Source organism: Escherichia sp. HH41S (assembly GCF_009820115.1).
In the GTDB taxonomy this organism is placed as follows: Bacteria; Pseudomonadota; Gammaproteobacteria; order Enterobacterales; family Enterobacteriaceae; genus Escherichia; species Escherichia coli_F.
The window spans coordinates 84,773-105,989 of the sequence record NZ_VNXE01000065.1; the positions used below are offsets into that span (position 1 = coordinate 84,773).

The 21,217-nt window shown below is 49.2% G+C and carries 21 protein-coding genes and 1 pseudogene; 21 read left to right on the forward strand and 1 reads right to left on the reverse strand.

From position 1 onward, the window contains the following. Nucleotides 1–104 precede the first annotated feature (104 nt). Nucleotides 105–266: a group II intron maturase-specific domain-containing protein gene (locus tag FQZ95_RS26435; RefSeq protein ID WP_244578136.1), complete on the forward strand. Its 162-nt coding sequence runs from the start codon at nucleotides 105–107 to the stop codon at nucleotides 264–266. A 24-nt stretch (nucleotides 267–290) separates the two neighbouring features. Here the strand turns inward: FQZ95_RS26435 and FQZ95_RS13600 are convergent, their stop codons facing one another. Continuing rightward, nucleotides 291–1,124 (reverse strand): helix-turn-helix domain-containing protein, encoded by an 834-nt coding sequence (locus FQZ95_RS13600; RefSeq protein WP_097311307.1) that lies wholly within the window; start codon nucleotides 1,122–1,124, stop codon nucleotides 291–293. Nucleotides 1,125–1,716: 592 nt separating this feature from the next. On the opposite strand from FQZ95_RS13600, the gene FQZ95_RS13605 reads away from it, so the two are divergent. The 20 genes and pseudogenes from FQZ95_RS13605 (at nucleotide 1,717) to FQZ95_RS13695 (ending at nucleotide 21,060) form a co-directional block, all read left to right on the forward strand. Beyond that, the gene (locus FQZ95_RS13605; protein ID WP_202384144.1) at nucleotides 1,717–2,508 is read left to right on the forward strand and encodes a polysaccharide deacetylase family protein; all 792 of its coding nucleotides are present in this window, start codon (nucleotides 1,717–1,719) and stop codon (nucleotides 2,506–2,508) included. A 15-nt stretch (nucleotides 2,509–2,523) separates the two neighbouring features. Further along, the gene (locus FQZ95_RS13610) at nucleotides 2,524–3,675 is read left to right on the forward strand and encodes a glycosyltransferase family 4 protein (protein WP_097311305.1); all 1,152 of its coding nucleotides are present in this window, start codon (nucleotides 2,524–2,526) and stop codon (nucleotides 3,673–3,675) included. A 101-nt stretch (nucleotides 3,676–3,776) separates the two neighbouring features. Continuing rightward, complete coding sequence (locus FQZ95_RS13615; RefSeq protein WP_237428003.1) at nucleotides 3,777–4,685, forward strand: VirK/YbjX family protein; 909 nt, start codon at nucleotides 3,777–3,779, stop codon at nucleotides 4,683–4,685. A gap of 58 nt (nucleotides 4,686–4,743) precedes the next feature. After that, the gene (locus FQZ95_RS13620; protein WP_157916970.1) at nucleotides 4,744–5,673 is read left to right on the forward strand and encodes a hypothetical protein; all 930 of its coding nucleotides are present in this window, start codon (nucleotides 4,744–4,746) and stop codon (nucleotides 5,671–5,673) included. Between the two features lie 152 nt (nucleotides 5,674–5,825). Continuing rightward, nucleotides 5,826–6,818, forward strand: coding sequence for a DUF4056 domain-containing protein (locus tag FQZ95_RS13625; protein ID WP_097311302.1), 993 nt, complete (start codon nucleotides 5,826–5,828; stop codon nucleotides 6,816–6,818). Next, nucleotides 6,815–7,699, forward strand: coding sequence for a hypothetical protein (locus FQZ95_RS13630; protein WP_097311301.1), 885 nt, complete (start codon nucleotides 6,815–6,817; stop codon nucleotides 7,697–7,699). Before FQZ95_RS13625 ends, FQZ95_RS13630 begins: the two co-directional genes overlap by 4 nt. A 567-nt stretch (nucleotides 7,700–8,266) precedes the next feature. Then, complete coding sequence (locus FQZ95_RS26165) at nucleotides 8,267–8,425, forward strand: hypothetical protein (protein WP_172945334.1); 159 nt, start codon at nucleotides 8,267–8,269, stop codon at nucleotides 8,423–8,425. 852 nt (nucleotides 8,426–9,277) lie between these two features. After that, the gene (locus FQZ95_RS13635) at nucleotides 9,278–9,799 is read left to right on the forward strand and encodes a fimbrial protein (protein ID WP_407581247.1); all 522 of its coding nucleotides are present in this window, start codon (nucleotides 9,278–9,280) and stop codon (nucleotides 9,797–9,799) included. Nucleotides 9,800–9,807: 8 nt separating this feature from the next. Beyond that, nucleotides 9,808–12,246 carry a F4 (K88) fimbrial usher FaeD gene (faeD, locus tag FQZ95_RS13640; protein WP_097311375.1) on the forward strand — a complete coding sequence of 813 codons (2,439 nt, stop codon included), beginning with the start codon at nucleotides 9,808–9,810 and terminating at the stop codon, nucleotides 12,244–12,246. Beyond that, entirely contained in the window at nucleotides 12,239–13,015 is a 777-nt protein-coding gene (gene faeE, locus FQZ95_RS13645) for a F4 (K88) fimbrial chaperone FaeE (RefSeq protein WP_097311299.1), read from the forward strand. The genes faeD and faeE overlap by 8 nt, the downstream gene beginning before the upstream one ends. Before the next feature lie 34 nt (nucleotides 13,016–13,049). Further along, nucleotides 13,050–13,541, forward strand: coding sequence for a F4 (K88) fimbria minor subunit FaeF (gene faeF, locus FQZ95_RS13650; RefSeq protein ID WP_097311298.1), 492 nt, complete (start codon nucleotides 13,050–13,052; stop codon nucleotides 13,539–13,541). Between the two features lie 234 nt (nucleotides 13,542–13,775). Next, nucleotides 13,776–14,585: a fimbrial protein gene (locus FQZ95_RS13655; RefSeq protein ID WP_160530296.1), complete on the forward strand. Its 810-nt coding sequence runs from the start codon at nucleotides 13,776–13,778 to the stop codon at nucleotides 14,583–14,585. A gap of 162 nt (nucleotides 14,586–14,747) precedes the next feature. Then, nucleotides 14,748–15,545 carry a F4 (K88) fimbria minor subunit FaeH gene (gene faeH / locus FQZ95_RS13660; protein WP_160530297.1) on the forward strand — a complete coding sequence of 266 codons (798 nt, stop codon included), beginning with the start codon at nucleotides 14,748–14,750 and terminating at the stop codon, nucleotides 15,543–15,545. 30 nt (nucleotides 15,546–15,575) lie between these two features. Next, nucleotides 15,576–16,340, forward strand: coding sequence for a F4 (K88) fimbria minor subunit FaeI (faeI, locus tag FQZ95_RS13665; protein ID WP_097311295.1), 765 nt, complete (start codon nucleotides 15,576–15,578; stop codon nucleotides 16,338–16,340). 50 nt (nucleotides 16,341–16,390) lie between these two features. After that, a complete protein-coding gene (locus FQZ95_RS13670; protein ID WP_160530298.1) occupies nucleotides 16,391–17,269 on the forward strand; it encodes an EAL domain-containing protein in 879 nt (292 codons plus the stop codon). Continuing rightward, on the forward strand, nucleotides 17,256–18,521 hold the full coding sequence (locus FQZ95_RS13675) for a phosphoadenosine phosphosulfate reductase (protein ID WP_097509720.1): 1,266 nt from the start codon (nucleotides 17,256–17,258) through the stop codon (nucleotides 18,519–18,521). Before FQZ95_RS13670 ends, FQZ95_RS13675 begins: the two co-directional genes overlap by 14 nt. Continuing rightward, a complete protein-coding gene (locus FQZ95_RS13680) occupies nucleotides 18,506–19,144 on the forward strand; it encodes an IbrB-like domain-containing protein (RefSeq protein ID WP_097311292.1) in 639 nt (212 codons plus the stop codon). The genes FQZ95_RS13675 and FQZ95_RS13680 overlap by 16 nt, the downstream gene beginning before the upstream one ends. Nucleotides 19,145–19,516: 372 nt before the next feature. Then, nucleotides 19,517–19,999 (forward strand): lipopolysaccharide transport periplasmic protein LptA, encoded by a 483-nt coding sequence (gene lptA / locus FQZ95_RS13685; RefSeq protein ID WP_097311291.1) that lies wholly within the window; start codon nucleotides 19,517–19,519, stop codon nucleotides 19,997–19,999. 142 nt (nucleotides 20,000–20,141) lie between these two features. Beyond that, a pseudogene (locus tag FQZ95_RS13690) lies at nucleotides 20,142–20,420 on the forward strand (transposase); the annotation flags it as partial. A 337-nt stretch (nucleotides 20,421–20,757) separates the two neighbouring features. Beyond that, on the forward strand, nucleotides 20,758–21,060 hold the full coding sequence (locus FQZ95_RS13695; protein ID WP_097311290.1) for a Dabb family protein: 303 nt from the start codon (nucleotides 20,758–20,760) through the stop codon (nucleotides 21,058–21,060). Nucleotides 21,061–21,217 lie beyond the last annotated feature (157 nt).

Sequence of the window (21,217 nt, forward strand, 5' to 3'; positions counted from 1 at the left end):
TCTGACTTCCTAGACTTTACGTTCAAGTCGCGTGTGTCGAAGAATCGTTATGGCTAGACCTCCGTCAACTCCAGTCCAGCAATCAGTGCTAGAACCGCCAGAAAGTGCGGAGCTGGAACCTGCAACTGCGCAGTGACAAAGCTCTGGGTAACCTAGCACACATGTTCAATGCGACGAACAGGGGATGGGACAATTATTACGGTGCCTTCTACAAATCGGCACTGTATCCGGTTCTGAGGCAGATTGAACGCAAGCTTGTTTTGTAGGCAAATAAAATTTATATAAGCAAACTATTTATTAACATGAATCGTACATTCATCGAAAACGGGAAGATAATATTGGCAGGTTAATGTCCCATTTTCATTTTTGGAGATAATCTCAATATCATAAGCGTCTCTTTTATTTAAGTTGTATATGGGCAATGAATTATAATATATATTATATAAACAATGTATATATTGTTCCATGGGGACTGTAAATTGGAAGTGCGCGTATAAACCATCATCAATTATTATGCTGCAATCGGATGATTCCTTTTCTGTCCAAATAACAGTCCGTGCAATGATATTGTCATTGTTATTAAAAGGAATCATGTTTGAAACAGTTATAGTATCATTATTAATGAAATGGCTGTACGCTCTTCCCCAGCGAGCTCTGGTATCTACCCCTGTATATAGGATGAGTTCTTTATGGTCAAAAATTTTTCCGAAAACTTCTTTTCTCTTAAGGTAACATAAAGTTGGTGTGGGATAGATTCGGTTAACATCTCTCCGCCCAAGCAGATTTTCAAAGGACCAAAAAGAATTACATCTGTATTGTCTTGGTGTATATCCCATTATCTTCTTAAACTCTCTTGTAAATGTCTGTTGAGAGTCATAGAAAAGACGTTCTGATATATCAATTATAGAAAGCTTAGTAAGTCTTAGAAGAGCAGCTGCTCGACTGGCTCTCCGTACTCTTATGTATTTCCCTATGGGGATCCCCATGTATTCTTTGAATGTAATCTGTAAATAACGTCGACTATAGCCGGAGTAATCCACAAGATTATCAATAGTAATGAAATAATTTTCAAGGTTATCTTCTATGTGTTGAATAATTGAATTCACTATCATTTCTTTAAGCATGAATAACCTTTAGAACCAGCTTGCTTTAAATGAAGCTCGAGATTCTATGCACAATAAGCAAAAAAACTTAGCTAATTGCGCATGGTTTTTTTTGCTTATTGTGCATGGGTATCTTGTTTGTGCACAAATGTCTAAGAGATTCTTTTTGTTTTACAAAATAATTTCAAAAAACGATGGGTGGAAATGAGGCTAGGTAAATCTTCATGTATGTTGATGTTAGTAATGTGAGTTGGTTGCTGACACTGAGGGTATTTGTATGGGATAAGGATTTTGATGGCTAAATTGTTAATGTTATGTAAGGACAGAAAAATTTCTCCGGAAAACATTCTTCAGTACCCGTGAAGTTGCTGATGCAGTTGGGCTGACAATATATCGGGTTAGGAGGAGAACTGGATGCATTGCAGTCTTCCAGTGTAGTGGAAAAAGTAAATTCCGATCGAGTGACATCTTGGTAGTGGAGGCTACTCTGAGGGTGTTTTTTGAAGGGACATTTTGGGGGGGATTTTATTTGACTATTTCAAATATGAAATAGTATGGGGGCTACATTTTGAACGTAAGACATGTGACTGATGTTAGGTGTTTGCCGGTATTAATGTATCACCACGTCAGCAATAAGCCCGGGTTGATCACATTGTCTCCCGGGACCTTTCGGGGACAGATGAAATGGCTTGCCGAATCCGGCTGGAAAACAGTTACCACTGCTGAAGTAGAGGCGTTTTATCGTGGCGAAACGCTACCCCGTAAAAGCGTCATGCTTACCTTCGATGACGGCTGGCTGGATAACTGGCTGCAGGTTTTTCCGGTACTGCAGGAGTTTAACCTGCATGCACATTTTTTTCTGGTGACTGGCCTGCTCGGTGATGGTCCTGTTCGGATTTCTGCAGACACCCGGGAGTACTCTCATGATGAGAGTCAGAGACTGATTGAACGGGGTCGGGCTGATGATGTCATGCTTCGCTGGTCAGAAGTCCGGGAAATGAGCCTCAGTGGTCTTGTTGAATTTCACTCTCATACGCACACACACCGACGCTGGGACTGCATGGCGGATATCCGCAATCCACAGACGTTGCTTCATGCTGATATTCTTCTCAGTCGTGAACGAATGAAGGAAGCGTTGGGGTACTGCAGTCAGCATCTGTGCTGGCCGGAAGGCTGGTACAGCCCTGACTATATACGTGTGGCTCAGGAACTGGGGTTCACATACCTGTATACCACAGAAAGGCGGATGAACAATCCTGTCAGTGGTTCATTGCGTATTGGTCGTATCAGCACAAAGGAGCGGGAAAGTGTGGGATGGCTGAAACGTCGTCTATTTTATTACACCACCCCCGGATTTTCTTCACTACTGGCCCTGTATAAGGGGCCGCGACTGACAGTGGACTGAGCAGGGGGAGCACCGATGAACATACTGTATACCGAATCCTCTCCCAATATCGGCGGACAGGAGCTGCAGGCTATTGCCCAGATGTGTGCGATGCGGCGACTGGGACACACAGCGATGCTCGCCTGCCGTGAACACAGCCGGATTTCGGCAGAAGCGCGTCGTTATGGTATTCCGGTGGCTCACATTCCGTTCCGGAACAGCCTGCATCCACCTTCTGTCCGGGCCCTCCGGCGGCTGATAGTGACATTCAGGCCGGAAATGGTGGTCTGCCACAGCGGTCATGACAGCAATATCGTCGGCATTACCCGGCGAATACTGTTCGGTGGTACGTCACGTTTTGTCATTATCCGGCAGAAAACGTACATGACACAGAATATGAAAATGTTCTCTCTGAACCACATGTGTGATGTTGTGGTGGTGCCTTCTGAGGAGATGCGGTCCCGTCTGATTCACAAAATGTGCAGGCAATCTGTGGTGGTTGTACCACCCGGAATGGACTTCGCTGAACTCAGGAAGCAGAGCCGTGAGCCACTTCCAGAACATATTAACGTCTGGCTGAAAAAACGTGCACCGGCCCCGGTCATTGTTCAGGTGGGGATGATTCGCCCTGAGAAAGGACATGATTTCATGCTGGAGGTGCTTCACAACCTGAAGCAGAAGGGGGAACGTTTTTACTGGCTGATTGTGGGCGGCGGATGCAGGGAAGAAGAAGCGCGTCTGAAAGCGAAAATCAACTATCTGGGGATGAGCTATTGCGTGCTGATGTGCGGACTATTGTCGCCTGTGGCACCGGTATACAGGAGGGCATCCCTCATGGTAATGCCTTCCCGGAATGAAGCATTTGGCACGGCAATTGTGGAAGCTACCGTCTGTGGGGTGCCGGTGATGGCCAGCCGGGTCGGGGGCATCCCGTCGGTTATTCATCACGGATATAACGGAACCTTACTTCCACCGGATGACCGGGCTGCCTGGGAAAATGCCCTGACTTCATTTCTGGATGTGCCGGAATGTGCGCAGGCGATGGTGCAGCGGGGACAGGAAGAAATGGATGCCCGTTACAGCATAGACAGTACAGTCAGGGCGCTGATGACGCTGGGAAGACGTTACCGGTATATCCGCTGGGGAGGAAAAACGGATGATGATTTTCATGAAGACAGATGGGGTTAGGCAATATGCAACAGGAACAGCCGGCTGGAAAAACATGTTCCGGTGACGAAAAAAACGACAAAACAAAGAAACTGTCAGCCATCACATTGCTTGTGAATCTGATGACAGACCCTGTATACCGGCGCCGGCGATGGGCTCTACGGAACTTCCGTTACCGGTTCCTTCTGCGTGCGCTGTGTGTCTGTCCGGGGATCACCTTCCGTTATCTGCAGGCATTGTGTGAACTGGAAAATCTGGAGCAACTGCTTGAGGCCAGTCCGGTTTTACCGGCCAAAATTCACCGTCCTTATCTGTACAGGAACAATGCTGTCTGGCAGCGTGCTCAGGCTGTTCTGGATCATTACCAGTTTGTCCGGACACTGCCGGAACCGGTAAGGCGTTATCTGCAGGGTTACCGGGGAATACCACTGGTCAGTACAGAAGGACGTGGTGGAGAACAGATATCTGTCACCTGTGCACCCTGTGGATTTGACCGTGAAGGCGAACTGATGCTGGTTCTGTATTGTGACGGTACGCCTGTTATCCGGATATCGTTTTCATTTGTTCGCTGGCGGGGATATTTCACACTGTTTATTGGCGGACTGCAGGGCCCCCGGGAAGACGGGGCAGATACCATTCGTCACACCACCCGTGTATGCCACGGTCTTTTTCCGCGCAGGGTGCTGTGTGAGGCCGTTGCTGCGCTGGCGGAGGTGTGCCGGCTGTATACCATCACTGCGGTCAGTGAAGAGCAGCATGTCCTGAGACATGATCGGTATGCAGCACGTAAACAGGGGCGGTTTGTGGCACGTTACAGTGAGTGCTGGGTATCGGTGGGAGGGGTACGAATCGGAAGTGGTTTTTACCGGCTTCCCGTGCCACTGCCGCGTAAAGGTGCGGAAGACATCCCGGCCCGCAAACGGGCGGAATACCGCAGACGGAATGCACTGCTGGACAGTATCCGCTCAGGTATCTTGGATATCTGCCGGAACGGGCGGCATTCAGTAAATGGCTGTCAGGCAGGACAGTAACGCGCTCTTCTCATACTGAAGATATAAAAATTAGAGAAAAAACGAAGACCAGTAACAGATGGACATAAAACATTATTCACTTTCCGCCATGATATGTGGCCTGTTTTTCGCGATGTTTCATTTTCCGGCAGTGGCTGATAACAAAAATACCTCATCATCCCTGTTACCGTTTTTCAGTGAGCTGGCTGAGGGATATGACCTGCCGGCACCGTACGGTGTGGGGGTGAACCATATGGCAATACGGCAGGGTATTCAGATTGACAGTATCAGCTTCTCAGGTATGAAGCTGGGGAGTCTGCCGGTGGAGCGCCTGATTGAAATCTGGGCCGGCAGAACACGGCAAAAAAGTTATACCGAAACCATCCGGCTGGATGTCTGGATGCTGCCCTTTATGAATGTTTATGGCGTGGCAGGACGAACGAAGGGACATTCTGTGTCAGATGTCAGTATCCGGACTCCGGTATTTACCGGGGGCGCATTTCCGTCAGGTAAAACGCAGGATTTGAATTTCCGCCTGAATTATAAGGGAAACACATATGGTGCGGGGGTAACACTGGCTGGCGGAATGAACAATATGTTTATGTCGCTGGATGCTAATTACACGCAGACCCGCTTTGACGTGCTTGACGGACATATTAATGCTATGACCCTGACGCCGCGGGTGGGGTATCGTTTTTCACTGCCGGAGACGGCGTATTTTCCTGTGGGCAGTCTGAGTATCTGGGTGGGAAGTATGTACCAAGATGTGCAGCAGGATTTCAGGGGAAAACTGAGCAGGCTTTTCCTGCCATCTCCAGCACTGCAGCAGTGGCTTAACCGGGTGAATAAAAACGGGGATGCGCGATTTGAAATCAGGCAGCACCTGAAACATCCGTGGAATATCATGACGGGAATTCGTTATGACGTAACCCGTCATGTCAGCCTGACTGCAGAAGCCGGCTTTGAAGCACGTAAGAGCATTTTCGTATCCGGGGAGTATCGCTTCTGAACATAACGGAAAAAACTGCATATGGCCGCCTGATTCGCTGGCTGACGGGAGTGTTGTGTCTGGTTGTCAGCACGACACAGCCCGTGCAGGCGACTATTCCGCTTCTGTTGTGGCCTGACAGGGGGACAGAGAACTGCGCTATCTGGCCAGTGATGTCCCCGTTGCCGGCGCCTGAAGGACTCAGGGCCTGTTGTGCTCTGGGGTATGACATGCGGGTCAGAATACCCGGGATGACAGCCGCATTACCTTTTTATCGGGTGGACAATATTGTGAGCGCAGGAACCACAGGGGGGCATCACTACAATGACAGCCTGTTGTCGGTAAGTATAAACAGGGGGGCTACAGAATATAATGGCATAGTCTGGACAGAGAAAGGTGGATTTGTGGATACCGCACATGTGCGCGATACAGCGGACATGACTGTCTGGATTTTTACGAATCTATGGCCACGTCTGGGCGAGGCATTTTCCCTGAATCCGGGGCGGGAAGAGCTTATGCAGCGACGGCTGGTTTTCCGGGCTTTCACACCGCCACTCTCACCCCGCGAGCGATACATTCTGGCAGCAGGGATGGCTGCACGGCTGGCCTGGCAACTGGCTGCATGGCATGAAATTGCCCAGTGGTATGGTTTTGAATCCATACCGGGATTTTCTGAAGAGGTTTCCGCATTCTCTCCGGAAGACCTGTGGTCCAACATGCTGGGTGCCCGGATTGCTGAGTCCCTGATACTGAGCGGGCATGTGTCCGATCGGAGAATGTATGAGGTGGCCATGGGGCAGGCATTGCGGCAGGTGCTGACACAGCTGGGCGCAGCAACGCATGCCGGAACCCGAGCCCGCCTCAGGCAACTGGACGGGTTATGGTGGGACAGCCGACGTGTACTGCCGGATAAATGGTTGTTACGCAGACGTAATTACGATATGGCAGATGTGCGTTGTCCGACCCCGGTTCCGGGTGTGGATGCTTCTGTACTGTGTCTGACGCTACCACTGTCGGCAGGGACGATGCAGGCAGCGCTTCAGCTCTGGCCCGGGCAGAAGATGCGGCGCCTGCCTGCCACGACGGGGTTTTATTCTGTGGCGGATTTTTCCCGTCTGGCCGCTATGGCTGAAAGAGCGGACATGTTACAGGCAGCAAACAGATGACAGGAATAGAGACGCAAATAATGATGAAAGCTGTGCATGTTCGTATTCTGGTACTGACGGGGGGAATACTCCTGGCGCCTGCCGGAGCATACGGACATGAAGCTGAGGGGATGTTTTCAAAACTGCTGAGCCTGCAGGTGTCGGAGGATATCAGTGCCTCCGGACTGGGGGCCGGAAATAATCGTATCCGAAAATTTTCCATCCCCTGGCACAGCGACTGTCAGCCAGAGAACGGAAAGGTGTGTGCAGGCGTTATGGCCCGGGGAAGTTACATGGATATGAAAACCGACATGGAGGATGGGGATTTGTTTCACTGGGAAGCATATGGTCTGTCGGTGGGGGGAGACGGAACAGTAAAACTGTCAGACGTCGTTTCGCTCAGAGGAGGCGTAAGTGTTGGCTATTCCCGTATATATAACCGCAGTCACATTCAGGATGAGGTGTACTGGTACCCTGCACTGGAGTGGAAACACAAGAATGTTCTGTTTGTCAGCCCTGAAATTGAAGGAATGATGACAGTCGGTGATTTCAGTCTGCGGACGGGTGTTTCCTTTCTGTCAACATCTGAGCGGTCATCCGGATCGCGGGATATCGGCACACGGGCGGGAAGTTATTTCCTTCGGACAGCATACACGTTCCGGAATGCGTTCACTCTGGCTGGACGGCGGGGGAATATCATTGTCGGAAATAATACAGGGGGGTTTTATGGTGCCGGTTATCGTGATGACCTTGGATTCAGCCTGGTGAATGAAACACAGCTCTTGGCTGATATTCCCTTTGCCTGGGACAACGCAACAAAGTATATCCGTAGCGGCCCCGGGTTATTACTGACGGATAACGGCTCCGGGGGCGTGTCATTCACTTTCAGTCTGAGAATGTGATGCAGGAAAGGGGGGATTTTGAATCCGGTGGAATTTGCTCATGAAATTATATAACGGGCGCATGCAGGGATGAGGATCAAAATAACCCGGTTTTCTTCTGTGTCGGTAACCGTGACCCGGGGCCATTATTGTCCAGTATTGCTGATCGGGTTCTGGTATGAATATATCATCGGACATAATGGTTAAAATCAGAAACGTTCAGGATAAGGTTTAAGAATATATACAGAAGCGGCAAAAATATTATTCATTTTCACGGGAATGTCCCTAGCATATTGCGCCATGCTGTATTTCCGCGCTGTTCTGTACGAAAAAACAGGGAGGGACATTATTACAGAACAAAGCTATTGCCGTTGTGATTGCGTTTGCGGAATATTTACTTGAGCGCGAATCACGGATAGTTATTTGTCAGCTGGTAAGAGGAAGTATGCTGGCAATATCGGACACCACCATTTGTTATTTTTTAAACAGACATCTGATGAAATTTCATCCCCGGAAAGAGATTTCCCAGCCATGAGTGACGACGCTGTCGATTGTAGGTAACATTAGTTAATAGTTGGCAAGGTGTTTATGTTAAAGAAAATCATTCTTAGTTTATTGGTTCTTGAGTTGGTCGTTATTTCTTTTGATTTTGGTCGTAGTTGGGAGTTATCAAAAACAGCAGAATACTGCTCTTCAATTGGCATGAAGTTATCTGATTCTGGTCCTGCATATTGTGTGGAAAAATAATTTATAAAATGAAGAGAGGCGAAGGGCTATCTACCAAAGGAATTCTGAGATGTTTAAAACGTTACATCGTCGCGGACTTTATTCCTTGATTTTATTGGTTCTCGCACGTGCAATCACCCCTTGGCAAAGAAGATGCAATACGGTTGCCGAATTCATCATCTGTTGATCACATCAGGAAACGAATATATAAAACAGGGTCATGTGCCGCGTTCAATTATTGAGGTTTTCTACAACCGTGCCAAGAGCTAAAGTCATCTGGAGGAGAGCCCCTGCCCCTCGAAACAATGACTTTCTCTTTAATGCGGTGATGATCATCGCATTCAATGACCAGTTATATCTGTTCATATTAAATCAGTCCTAAAACAAAAATCGCGATGTTTTTTGCTTTTTGTGCATTGGTGTCTCGTTTTTTTGGGTAGTGCACCATTAGCTAAGAGTTCGTTTTTTTGCACTTAGTATAATGCGTCTTAGATATAGCGTTCGAGATAGTTTGGTAATATATTGAAATTGGATTTACTTTAAAAAGTGGGTGGGTGATTTGCTGTCATTAAGGATAGGTTTATGCATTCAAGATGTGAGTGCTTTAAATGTAATGTATTTTAGTTTTTGATGTGTGGGAATTTAAGATTTCAAATTTTGTCGCGTCTCAGTAAATATTGGCGTGTCATTTGCAGGTCGTTTTTTTGTCAAAGGTTGGTCATTTTTTGTGGTTCACCAGTGTCAAAGCAAAGGGTGCGGAATTTATTCTGCAATGTCATGTGATTGATTGAAGGGGGTATTGAGGGGGTGTTTTTTGAAGACTTCGGGTATAGGTGTGTCTTGAATAAAAAAATATTACATTTAGCTCTCGGTCTGTTTCTTTTTGTTAATTGGTGTCGGGTTGGCAATGCTGGCACCCATCAGGTTTTTTTTGATGTTGATATGGTTGCGTCAGCCTGTCATGTAGTGGTGGATGCGGATGGCGCCGGCAACGGTGGCCAGTTGACATTCGGAACTTACCGCAAGTCCACGAGGGGGGCGGTGCCATCGCGTGATTTTACAGTGCGTCTATATGAATCCGGTTCCACGGTTCAGGGGTGCTCAGCCTTTAAGGCTGGACAGGTTGCCACCCTGGATTTTGGTAACCCGGGTCAGTTGGATGCAGGGGGGGTGGTCATCCGCGGTGCCGGTGATGGTATTCGCGTGGATGTACGGGCGGTGGATGCAGAGGCTGATTATCGCGGACGTCTGACACAGGATAAACATTCAGTGAATTATCCGGTTGATTTTGCCGCCAGGGGTCAGTTCCGTTTTCGTGCACAACCGGTGTTTCCGGCTGATGTGAAGGCGGGAGAGTATTCCGGAGCGCTGACTTTTGTTGTCACTTATCAGTAGGGATGCCAATGAAAAAATATGTGACAACAAAATCAGTGCAGCCAGTGGCGTTTCGTCTGGCAACCCTGAGTCTGGTTATGTCGGCGGTACTGGGCAGCGCATCGGTTATTGCCGGTGAAAAACTGGATATGTCCTTTATCCAGGGTGGTGCCGGGGTTAATCCAGAAGTCTGGGCAGCCCTGAACGGCAGCTATGCGCCGGGGCGTTATCTGGTTGACCTGTCCCTGAACGGGAAGGAAGCCGGGAAACAGATACTGGATGTGACACCACAGGACAGTAATGAACTGTGTCTGACAGAGGCATGGCTGACGAAGGCCGGGATTTACGTCAGTGCAGATTACTTTCGTGAGGGATATGACGCCACACGACAGTGCTATGTGCTGACAAAAGCCCCGTCAGTGAAGGTGGATTTTGATGTTTCCACCCAGAGTCTGGCGCTGTCCATTCCCCAGAAGGGGCTGGTGAAGATGCCGGAGAATGTGGACTGGGATTACGGGACCAGTGCCTTTCGCGTGAACTATAACGCGAACGCCAACACCGGTCGTAATAACACCTCGGCCTTTGGCTCAGCGGACCTGAAGGCCAATATCGGGCGCTGGGTGGTGAGCTCTTCTGCCACGGCCAGCGGCGGTGACAGCGGGGATAACTCCGCCACGATAAACATGTTCACGGCCACCCGGGCTATCCGCGCACTGAGTGCGGACCTGGCGGTCGGGAAAACATCCACCGGGGACAGTCTGCTGGGCAGCACGGGAACGTACGGGGTGTCACTGAGCCGGAACAACAGCATGAAGCCGGGCAATCTGGGGTATACCCCGGTGTTCAGCGGCATTGCGAACGGGCCGTCGAGGGTGACGCTGACACAGAACGGGCGGTTGCTGCATTCGGAGATGGTGCCGGCGGGTCCGTTCTCCATCACGGATGTGCCGCTGTATACCAGTGGTGATGTGACCATGAAAATCACTGGCGAGGACGGTCGTGAGCAGACTCAGGTCTTCCCGCTGTCGGTGATGGCCGGGCAGTTAAGCCCGGGGCAACACGAGTTCAGCGTGGCAGCCGGTTTGCCTGACGATGACAGTGACCTGAGAGGCGGCGTGTTTGCGGCGTCATATGGTTACGGTCTGGACGGGCTGACGCTGCGCACCGGGGGGGTGTTTAACCAGGACTGGCAGGGTGTCAGCACCGGTGTGGTTGCCGGTCTGGGTTACCTGGGGGCAGTCTCTGCGGACGGGGCTTATGCCACGGCGAAATACCGTGACGGCAGCCACAGTGGGAATAAGGTGCAGTTGTCCTGGAGTAAACAACTGGAGACGACGAACACCGGACTGCGGGTGAGCTGGTCACGGCAGAGTGAGGAATATGAGGACATGTCCTCCTTTGACCCGACGAAGTTATGGGGGCAGGAGAACCATGGTCGCCGGACGAAGGACGAGTGGAATGCCGGTATCAGTCAGCCGGTGGACGGGCTGTTCAGCCTGTCGGTGTCAGGCTGGCAGCGGAGTTATTACCCCGCATCCATGACCGGGAGTTACCGGTACAGCGATGACAACGGTAAGGACACGGGGATTACCGGCACCCTGAGCACACAGATTAAGGGTGTCAGTCTGAACCTGGGCTGGTCCGGTTCACGGAATTCCCGGGGGGAGAATAACTGGTCTGCATCGGCGTCAGTGTCGGTACCGTTCACACTGTTTGACCGTCGCTACAGCAGCAGCACGTCGGTGAGTACGGGTAAGGACGGTGGCACGGGCTTCAGTGCGGGGCTGTCCGGTTCGCTGAATGACCGCTTCAGCTATGGTTTTGGCGGCGGTCGTGACAGCGGTGGTGGTGTGAGTAGTTATCTGAATGCGTCGTACAGTGGTGACCGGGCTTATCTGAGTGGTGCCCTGAACAATTCACAATCCGGGGGAACCAGCGGTTCTGTATCGGTCAGTGGTTCGGTACTGGCAGTCCCGGCGGCGAAAGACATTATGTTCAGCCGCACGACCGGGGATACCGTGGCCGTGGTGAACGTGAAGGATACACCCGGAGTGAAGGTGACGTCCGGTGACGGACAGACTGACAGCGACGGCAACCTGGTGGTACCGCTGAACAGCTATGACTGGAACACGGTGACGATTGATGCGGGCACACTCCCGCTGAGCGCCGAACTGACGAACACCAGTCAGAAGGTGGTGCCGACGGACAAGGCGGTGGTGTGGATGCCGTTTGATACCCTGAAAGTTAAGCGTTACCTGCTGCAGGTGAAGCAGCGTAACGGTGAATTTGTGCCAGGGGGAACCTGGGCACGTGACAGTAAGAACACACCGCTGGGCTTTGTGGCCAACAACGGTGTACTGATGATTAACACGGTGGATGCGCCGGGTGATATCACCCTGGGGCAGTGCCGGATACCTGCGGCGAAACTGCAGGATACCGAGAAACTACAGGAGATTACGTGTGAATAAGCGTAGTGCAGTAACGAAGTTTTTCACTAACCGGGTAACGAAGACGCTGGGGATGACCCTGGCGCTGATGATGACCTGCCAGAGTGCGATGGCTTCCCTGGCAGCAGACCAGACCCGCTATATCTTTCGCGGTGACAAGGATGCGCTGACCATCACGGTTACCAACAATGACAAGGAACGCACCTTTGGTGGTCAGGCCTGGGTGGACAATATCGTGGAGAAGGATACCCGTCCGACCTTTGTTGTGACGCCATCCTTCTTCAAGGTGAAGCCGAATGGTCAGCAGACACTGCGTATCATCATGGCCTCGGACCATCTGCCGAAGGACAAAGAGTCAGTGTACTGGCTGAACCTGCAGGATATACCGCCGGCTCTGGAGGGCAGCGGTATTGCGGTAGCACTGCGCACGAAGCTGAAGCTGTTCTATCGCCCGAAGGCATTGCTTGAAGGTCGCAAGGGGGCAGAAGAGGGCATCAGCCTGCAGAGCCGCCCGGATGGCAGGACCATGCTGGTGAACACCACGCCATACATTTTTGCGATTGGCAGTCTGCTGGACGGAAATGGAAAGAAAATTGCCACGGATAATGAGACGGCACAAAAACTGCTGATGTTCATGCCGGGTGATGAAGTGCAGGTGAAGGGAAATGTAATGAAAGTGGACTCCCTGAACGATTACGGTGAACTGCAGGTCTGGACAATTAATAAGAAGAAACCGACAGCACCGGAAGCAGCAAAAACTGAGAAAGTAGATACCTCAGAGCAGAAATAACCGCCCTCCGGAACACGGAACAGAGGGGTAATAAATGAAGAAAACAATGATGGCAGCCACCCTGGTCCTGAGTGCACTCAGTATTCAGTCAGCACTGGCCACTGAATACAGCGAGAAAACGCAGTATCTGGGTGTGGTGAACGGTCAGGTGGTGGGTAACAGCGTGGTGAAGGTGGCCCGTACACCGACAGACCCGGTGCTGTACCGCTCAGACAGTAACAGCCCGTTGCCTGCAGAGCTGATAATCCGGCATGCCGAAAGCCGCCCGGCTTCCGGCGGGCTGGCAAACATCACGGTGAAACAGGCACTGCCGGATAACGGGGAAGCCCGCATCACCCTGAAGACGTCCCTGATGGTTGACGGAAAGAGAGTGGCACTCAGCGCCAGACAGCAGGGTGAGGATGTGGTGATTACCGTACCGGAGGCACAGAAGCAGATTGAGTTAAGAACGGATGCGCCGGCAGAGCTGGAGGTGCCGGTCAGCTACCGGGGAAACCTGCAGATAGCGCTGCAGGTGGAGGACTGAGGATTAATCTCCTTAGTGATGCAAAACATCCGTGACTCCGGACTGAGTCAGATTGGTAAAGGGACTTACCGTTTTTTTAAACGGGAATAACGCAAAGCTATTCTGGGTTAAACACAGTGTTTAATGAAATGCGGTTATTTAAACGGAGCCGCAGGGATAGTTTTACGGTAATTCCGGAAAATAAGGATTACCGATTTCAGTTTATTATTTGTGGAATATCAAGGAGTTTATTTTATGAAAAAGACTCTGATTGCACTTGTTGTGGCTGCATCTGCGGCAGTATCTGGCTCTGCTATGGCGTGGACTCCAAACGGTACTGGTGGTACTGTTCACTTAGGAGGTACTTTAACTTCTTCTTCTTCCTGCCCTACACCATGGGAAGTGCTTGTTGATGGCACATTGCACACTCTGGATTCACCAATCGAAGAACGTACATCTGTTGTCCACATTCCTGTGGAGCAGAGTATTTTGTTCTTAGGGATTCGCACTCAGCAAAATACTGGTTTCTATGGGGAGTCTGGTATATCTCCTCAGATTAATTATGGGGGTAAGGTTGATTTATCCAGTGCTGTGAAAGGCAAAGGTACCTTGACATTAGAAGTTCAAAATCAGCAGAGCGAGAAAATTGGAACCTTGGTCGCTCCATATACTGCTGTGGGAATTGTCTCCTTCAAGCCGAAAACTTCTTCACCAAGAACACATTCTGTAATGGGGTCGAGTGCCCAAGGTAACATGTTCTACGGAGGCCTTCCAACTACCCGTTCTACCGCAGTTCAAGATGGAAAGGAGGCAGAGTTACTAATAGGAAAATTATCTAGCCAATTATTGGATAATTTTAACAATCTGGGTACAACTCAGTATGAAACTATGTCGAGTATAGTTAGCAATGATGACCTTTCTAATCCAGATTACCTTTTCTCTGGTGCGTACGGTGCGGGAATTAATGCTGGTGAAAATATCACCATCAATCTCGATTCCCCAGTAAATCCAGGTGAGACTATAAAATGGAAAGCATCTCTGCCAGTTATTGTTACATATGCGTAACTGATGTAGTTCCGGCTTTGGCAATATAAGTTTCAACAAATAAAATTTGCTTTTCCTGGTAATCTCCAGATAAGCACTGGTGTGCAGATATGGTATGTCCAGTACTGCACACCAGCATTCAGTCTGATTGTTATGCGATTGAATAAAGCAGAGTAAACAGCGATGAATAAAGTATTGCATTATAGATATATTATTTCTGCCCTGATGTCGGTAGCTTTATTTTATTCGGTAACATCACATGCAGATATTCTCGATGGTGGTGAAATTCAGTTTAGCGGCTTTGTCACTGACGAAGCCCCCAAATGGACATGGCAGATAAGTTCTCCCGACCAGACTTGGGCAGTGGATACTGCCGATGCCCGTTCAGAGAACGGGCAACTGGTTTTTGATTTGCGTGATAAAGGGTCCCTGCCTTTTCTTGAGGGGCATTTGTATGAAGTGGCCGAGCGTGGCGGGCCCGGATTAACGCCCTTTATTACTTTCTGTAGTAACGGGCAACCTTTCGCCGTAAAGGAAGGCAGTGACACTTCAGCGCAACGTTTTCGCGCCGCTGTCCCGGTGCGTGACCCAGATACGGGGAAAGTATCTGGGCAGCTTTCTTTCACCCTGAATCAGGGGATGGCCGTCAGCGTCGGCAGACAGGAAGACGGGGCATCCGTACCGGTCGGGATGTCGCTGGTTAGTGGGCAGAGCGTGACAGATGTACAGTCAGGAACGGTGCCACAGGGGTTGAAAGCCCGACTCTCTTCCCTGTTACTGATGAATCAGAATTTTGGAAATGGCATGAGTGCGATGGATAACGGACAGGTTATCAGTCAGGGTGTACTGGCTGACGGCCGGGTGATGAATCTGGCTTCGGCATATGCCTCTGCGGTGTCGGATTTTGAACTGCGGTTGCCGGCAGAGGGTACACCGGCCCGCTGGCAGGCAGGCCTGAATGTGACGGTCACAGTACAGTGATGGTTGCAGAGGTATAAGGAGAGAAGAGAAATGAAGAAGGTGACGCTGTTTCTGTTTGCTGCCAGTCTCCTGCCTTCCAGTGTACTGGCCTGGAACACGCCGGGAGAAGATTTCAGCGGAGAGCTTAAGCTGGAAGGGGCGGTGACCAGTACCCGTAACCCGTGGGTGTGGAAAGTCGGACAGGGAAATGAAAGTCTGGAAGTTAAGCAGAGCCGTAGCGTTCGTGACGGTAGGCAGGTAATTCCGGTTGCACTGCCGGCGTTGACCGTTTTACTGGGAAAAACCACTCTGACCACACCGGCAGGACGTGAGGGACTTTCTCCCCGGGTCAGTTACGGAAAGGGTACTGAGGAATTTTCACTTGAATGGACAGCTCCCGGCATGGCGGAAGTGGCGCTGCCTGTGACCGGCAATAAAAATGTTCGTGCGGGGACATTCACCTTCAGGATGCAGGCGGTCGGGGTGTTACGACATATGCAGGACGGGCAACCTGTATATGTCGGTGTGTATGACGACCTGAAAGTGAATGGCCTGCCGGGTGAAAGTACTGCTATGAAGGCTTCTGATATTCCGGACGTTCTTCAGAAGATGTTCAGTGGTGAAGGTCCGTCCTGGCTGCAGACAATGACAGTCAGTGGTTATTCGGGAGTGAGTCATTTCAGTGATGCTGCCCTGCGTCAGGTGGAAGGTGTATACGGCGCACAGGTTGTGGCAGGCAGTGGTGAATTACATCTGAACGGCGCGATGCCGGAACATTGGCGGGTATCACTGTCGGTAAGTATTGAGTACCAGTAGCGAGGGACTGTCCGATATGTTTCCACCGACTCTGACTTATAAATAAAGCCATGAACAGTGAATATTCTTATAAGTACTTTATTGAAAATCCAACAGAAAAAAGTGATTTGCTGACAGGAGATGAACAGCAATGCTTTCTTGCTACGCGGTCAGACCGTATTTCTCGTCACATTCTTCAGAATGCTCTGAAAAATGAGGAGTTTATTCCTTGGTTTCAACCAGTAATCTGTGCAGAGAATGGAAAACTGGCAGGATGTGAAGTATTGGCCCGCTGGAATCGTCCAGGAGTAGGGATGATGTCGCCGTATACCTTCATTCCAATGGCGGAACAAACCGGACTTTCGGTTCCTTTAGTAGCCCAGTTAATGCATAAGACAGGTACCATCCTGAAAGATATGTGGCATACCCTTCCGAAGGGATTTTATGTCGGATTCAATGTTTCTGCAGCGGATATTTCTGCACCGGAGTTCAGGAGTAATTGCCTGATGTTAAATGATCTGATGAGAGGTAGAGGTTTTAACTTGCTTCTTGAGATTACTGAACGGATACCTTTTTCTGTTTCTCCCAGAAGTATTGCCACACTGAAGTCTCTGCGTGATTTGGGAATATGTCTGGCTCTGGACGATTTTGGTACAGGTTACTCTTCATTTCAGTTGCTGCAGCATTGTCCGGTGGATTATCTGAAAATCGACAAATCATTTATACAACAGCAAGGCAGAGATCATATTTCCACCTGTATTGTCGACAGTATTATCGGGTTGGCCCATAAGCTTGAGCTAAAAATTATTGCTGAAGGAATTGAAACACAGAAACAAGCGAAGGTAATGACAGATAAAGGCATTCACTACCTACAGGGATTTCTGTATTCCCCGCCAGTGCCCGGAGAGCGTTTTACATCAGAGCAGTTTATGTATCATGCCATGCATTAACAAAAACAATTTTTTATCTGAGAATATATATACAGGAACAGAGAAAATCAGGACCGGCGGTAATGTACTGTGTGAGTCAAGGCATCGTATAGACTGGATATTTGATACGTTTCCATCAGTTTGCGTGTCGTTTTCAGGTGGAAAGGACTCCACGGTGCTATTCCATCTTGTGGCAGAGGTGGCCCGCAGGAGAAAATGCCGTTTCTCTGTACTTTTCATTGACTGGGAAGCTCAGTACCAGTGCACCATTGAACATGTTCTGAATATGCGAAATATGTACCGGGATGTGACGGAAACTTTTTACTGGGTGGCACTTCCGCTGACCACGGTAAATGGTGTTTCTCAGTTTCAACCGGAGTGGATATGCTGGGAGCCAGGTGTGACCTGGGTTCGCCAGCCACCGGAAGAGGCCATTACGGATATGGCGTATTTTCCCTTTTACCGGTATGCCATGACGTTTGAAGAATTTGTTCCGGCATTTTCTTCCTGGTTTGCCGGCAACCGGTGTGGAGTGGCAGTGCTGACTGGTGTCCGTGCGGATGAATCCCTCAACCGCTTTATGGGACTGGTGTCCCAGCGCAAACTGAGATATGCCGATGATAAGCCCTGGACAACAGCGTCGCCTGAAGGGTTTTATTACACCATGTATCCGTTATATGACTGGAAAGCCCGCGATATCTGGATATATAACGCAAGAACATGTGCCATTTACAATCCCCTGTATGACCTGATGTACCGTGCCGGCGTGCCGTTACGCAACATGCGTGTCTGTGAACCTTTTGGTCCTGAACAACGTAAGGGACTGTGGCTTTACCATGTTCTGGAGCCGGAAACTTGGGCCAGGATGTGTGAGCGGGTGTCAGGGGCTGCCAGCGGGGCACTTTATGCCAATGAGAGCGGTGCCTATTTTGCCCTGCGTAAGCGCATATCAAAACCGGATCATCATACCTGGCGCAGTTACGCGATGTTCCTGCTGGATGTGATGCCGGAAAGAACGGCAGAACATTACCGTAACAAGATAGCTGTCTATCTGCGCTGGTATCAGACGCGGGGCTTCCCGGATGACATCCCGGATGAACAGGAGAATGACCTGGGGAGCCGGGATATCCCGTCCTGGCGACGTATCTGTAAGACTCTCATAAAGAATGATTTCTGGTGCCGGACCCTCTCCTTCAGTCCGAACAAACCCCGGCACTATGAACGTTACCTGCAGCGTATGAAGGAAAGGAGGAAGGAATGGGGGATTCTGTGACACCGGAGATGCTGGGCGACATGATTCGTCAGTACTTCAGTCAGGCACGAACTGAAGAAGAGACCATACAGGCCCTGAATCATCTGCGCAGGGTACTTCATGAAGTCAGTCCTTTTGCACAGGAGCCGGTGGACTGTGTGCTGTGGGTGAAAGCGGATGAGGTGGTGGCCAACGATTATAACCCCAATGTCATGGCGCCGGGTGAGAAAAAACTACTGAAACATTCACTGGAGCAGGATGGGTTCACGCAGCCTGTGGTTGTCTCGGAAGAGAAGGAGCATTATCTGGTCGTGGATGGTTTTCATCGTCAGTTACTGGGCAGGGAAGCGGGAACTGGAAAACGCCTGAAAGGCTGGCTGCCAGTGGCCTGCATTAATCCGGAAAGAAAGGGGCAGGCCACACGTATGGCGACCACCATCCGGCATAACCGGGCCAGAGGCAAACACCGGATAACCTCCATGTCTGATATTGTCAGGGACCTTTCGCGCCTGGGCTGGACAGATGAGCGTATTGGCACAGAGCTGGGCATGGACCAGGATGAAGTTCTGAGGCTGAAACAGATTAGCGGGCTGACGGAGTTGTTTCAGGAAGAGGATTTCAGCCCCGCATGGACGGTTAAATAATCATAGCCCGTACTTCATGATTATCACTCTATGTTATATCTATGATCATAACTTGTGAGGCCGAAAAGGGGTCGGACTCAACGTTAATGCTATTAGTTTTTAATACAGATTTTACATCCAGTGTTACGGGGTATTTACCGAAACATATATCCGTTCGTCCTTGGGGAGGGCATGAATACTTAATTCAGGTTACGGAAACTGGAAAATAATTTCTCCGTAAAGATAAAGCCTTGGCGGAAGCTTATGTTAAGGGAAAAGTTCAACGCCCTCTGGTAAAACAGCGAGGAAGGCTGACTCATCTTCCAGAGCATTAATCTGGTCTGCGAGGTGAACGCCCGCCTGCTTATTATTAAATATGAATTGAAGGTGTAAATGAAAAGATACATAATTATTTTATTTTTTATTATGGGCGCATCTAACGCTTCAGAAGCTCCATCAAATAAGTACACAATAGACTCGGATCATCAGTTAATATTATCAAACGGAAATATTAAGGCTGTTGGCAATGTACATGCTATATACGGAGATATGACTGTTGATGCAGAAGAGGCTATTTATCATCGTGAGAACTTCGGCGATATCTATATAACCGCTACAGGGGATCCAATAAAATACAATGGAATAACAGAAGACGGAAAACCGTTCTCAGGATACTCCAAAAAACTTAAATATACGCCAAAAACAGGAGAGGTGATCCTGACAGGTGAGGCTTTTGTTCAGCAGAATGGAATCTCTTTATTGGCCGAAATAATAACATACAACACCATCACAAAAAAAATGAATGCTTCTGCCACTCCCGGTAATAGAGTAAGGAGTGCGATTTATTCAGGCAAGGTATCACACAATAAAAAATAATGAGCCTGTTTACGCCTTTTCTTAAAAAGCGAAAAATGCAAATCCCATTGACCGATGGAGTTCAGTAAAGTTAATGTAAAAACGGTTCTGTGAAAGTGACACGAACCGATCTCCATCAATGTTACCGGCATTTTTCAAAGCACTTATTGCGACGATAGCTGTGGCTACTATGGAGGATTAAATCCGAATACACCGCGTATGTCGGTCTGGTACAAAACAGACCAGTTCCGGAGGTAAAGTACACCTGTTGGGGATAAGTAAACGTGGCGACACTTATCTCCAGGCATTATTTATCCACGGTGTAAGGGCAGCGGCATTAGTCGCTAAAGAACCTAGCTCGTGGATAACCGAACTTAAAAAACGTCGTCCGGTCAATGTGGCAATCGTCGCCATGGCAAACAAGCTGGCGCAAACGGTGTGACCAATAGCCGCTCACGGACTTAAATATGACAAGAATCACGTCAGTATCAGACCATATAAATCGCTGATACCGATAAACAATGACATCTTAACAAAAGGGTGAATGCTGAAAGGTTGCTATGGCGATCCGAGAGATGATAAAGACAGTAAGACTGTGACCTGATCAAACGGAATAATTTCCTAGACGTAAAGTCCATGAGGAGAATAAGGCTCAGGTCAGCAAATCTCATAGTAGTTTGCAGCTCTGACTGCAATAAGGCCGGATACAGAGCTGCAACTACTCGTCGATATCAGAACAACGGAAGCTTTGTAAACGGGGATGCGTTCATACAGATAATATGATTAGACATATTCTGTTGATTCGCTTTACACCAGAAGCAACAACATTGCAAATTGCTTCTGTCAGAGAGGCTTTTTTATCAGTGCCGGTAAGAATTCAGGGAGTGGCTTCTGTTGAATGGGGGGAAAACAACAGTCCGGAAGGAAAGAATGTCGGTTACACACATTGTGTCATGATGACATTTGCTGATGAGGCTGCAAGACAGCGATACCTTGCTCACCCGGAGCATGGGGCGATCAAGGAAATTTTCAGACCGATATTGAACAATATTATTGTGTTTGATTATGATTTAACGTCATAATTAACGAAAGTGTTTGATTCTTATCACTAAACTCCCCCTAAGGAGGCAGTCAGATTGCTGACAAAGTCCTGACCAAAAGGGTAAGCGTCAACGGAGCACCGTATTGACGCTTATTTATTGGTGAGTACTACGTTCCATGGCAGGAGTTCATCAACTC

Coding starts and splice junctions, on each gene's coding strand:
- FQZ95_RS13600 (WP_097311307.1), bottom strand. CDS start 1,124: ATGCTTAAAGAAATGATAGTGAATTCAATTATTCAACACATAGAAGAT.
- FQZ95_RS13605 (WP_202384144.1), top strand. CDS start 1,717: ATGTATCACCACGTCAGCAATAAGCCCGGGTTGATCACATTGTCTCCC.
- FQZ95_RS13610 (WP_097311305.1), top strand. CDS start 2,524: ATGAACATACTGTATACCGAATCCTCTCCCAATATCGGCGGACAGGAG.
- FQZ95_RS13615 (WP_237428003.1), top strand. CDS start 3,777: ATGACAGACCCTGTATACCGGCGCCGGCGATGGGCTCTACGGAACTTC.
- FQZ95_RS13620 (WP_157916970.1), top strand. CDS start 4,744: ATGGACATAAAACATTATTCACTTTCCGCCATGATATGTGGCCTGTTT.
- FQZ95_RS13625 (WP_097311302.1), top strand. CDS start 5,826: ATGTCCCCGTTGCCGGCGCCTGAAGGACTCAGGGCCTGTTGTGCTCTG.
- FQZ95_RS13630 (WP_097311301.1), top strand. CDS start 6,815: ATGACAGGAATAGAGACGCAAATAATGATGAAAGCTGTGCATGTTCGT.
- FQZ95_RS26165 (WP_172945334.1), top strand. CDS start 8,267: ATGTTAAAGAAAATCATTCTTAGTTTATTGGTTCTTGAGTTGGTCGTT.
- faeD (WP_097311375.1), top strand. CDS start 9,808: ATGAAAAAATATGTGACAACAAAATCAGTGCAGCCAGTGGCGTTTCGT.
- faeF (WP_097311298.1), top strand. CDS start 13,050: ATGAAGAAAACAATGATGGCAGCCACCCTGGTCCTGAGTGCACTCAGT.
- FQZ95_RS13655 (WP_160530296.1), top strand. CDS start 13,776: ATGAAAAAGACTCTGATTGCACTTGTTGTGGCTGCATCTGCGGCAGTA.
- faeH (WP_160530297.1), top strand. CDS start 14,748: ATGAATAAAGTATTGCATTATAGATATATTATTTCTGCCCTGATGTCG.
- faeI (WP_097311295.1), top strand. CDS start 15,576: ATGAAGAAGGTGACGCTGTTTCTGTTTGCTGCCAGTCTCCTGCCTTCC.
- FQZ95_RS13670 (WP_160530298.1), top strand. CDS start 16,391: ATGAACAGTGAATATTCTTATAAGTACTTTATTGAAAATCCAACAGAA.
- FQZ95_RS13675 (WP_097509720.1), top strand. CDS start 17,256: ATGCCATGCATTAACAAAAACAATTTTTTATCTGAGAATATATATACA.
- FQZ95_RS13680 (WP_097311292.1), top strand. CDS start 18,506: ATGGGGGATTCTGTGACACCGGAGATGCTGGGCGACATGATTCGTCAG.
- lptA (WP_097311291.1), top strand. CDS start 19,517: ATGAAAAGATACATAATTATTTTATTTTTTATTATGGGCGCATCTAAC.
- FQZ95_RS13695 (WP_097311290.1), top strand. CDS start 20,758: ATGATTAGACATATTCTGTTGATTCGCTTTACACCAGAAGCAACAACA.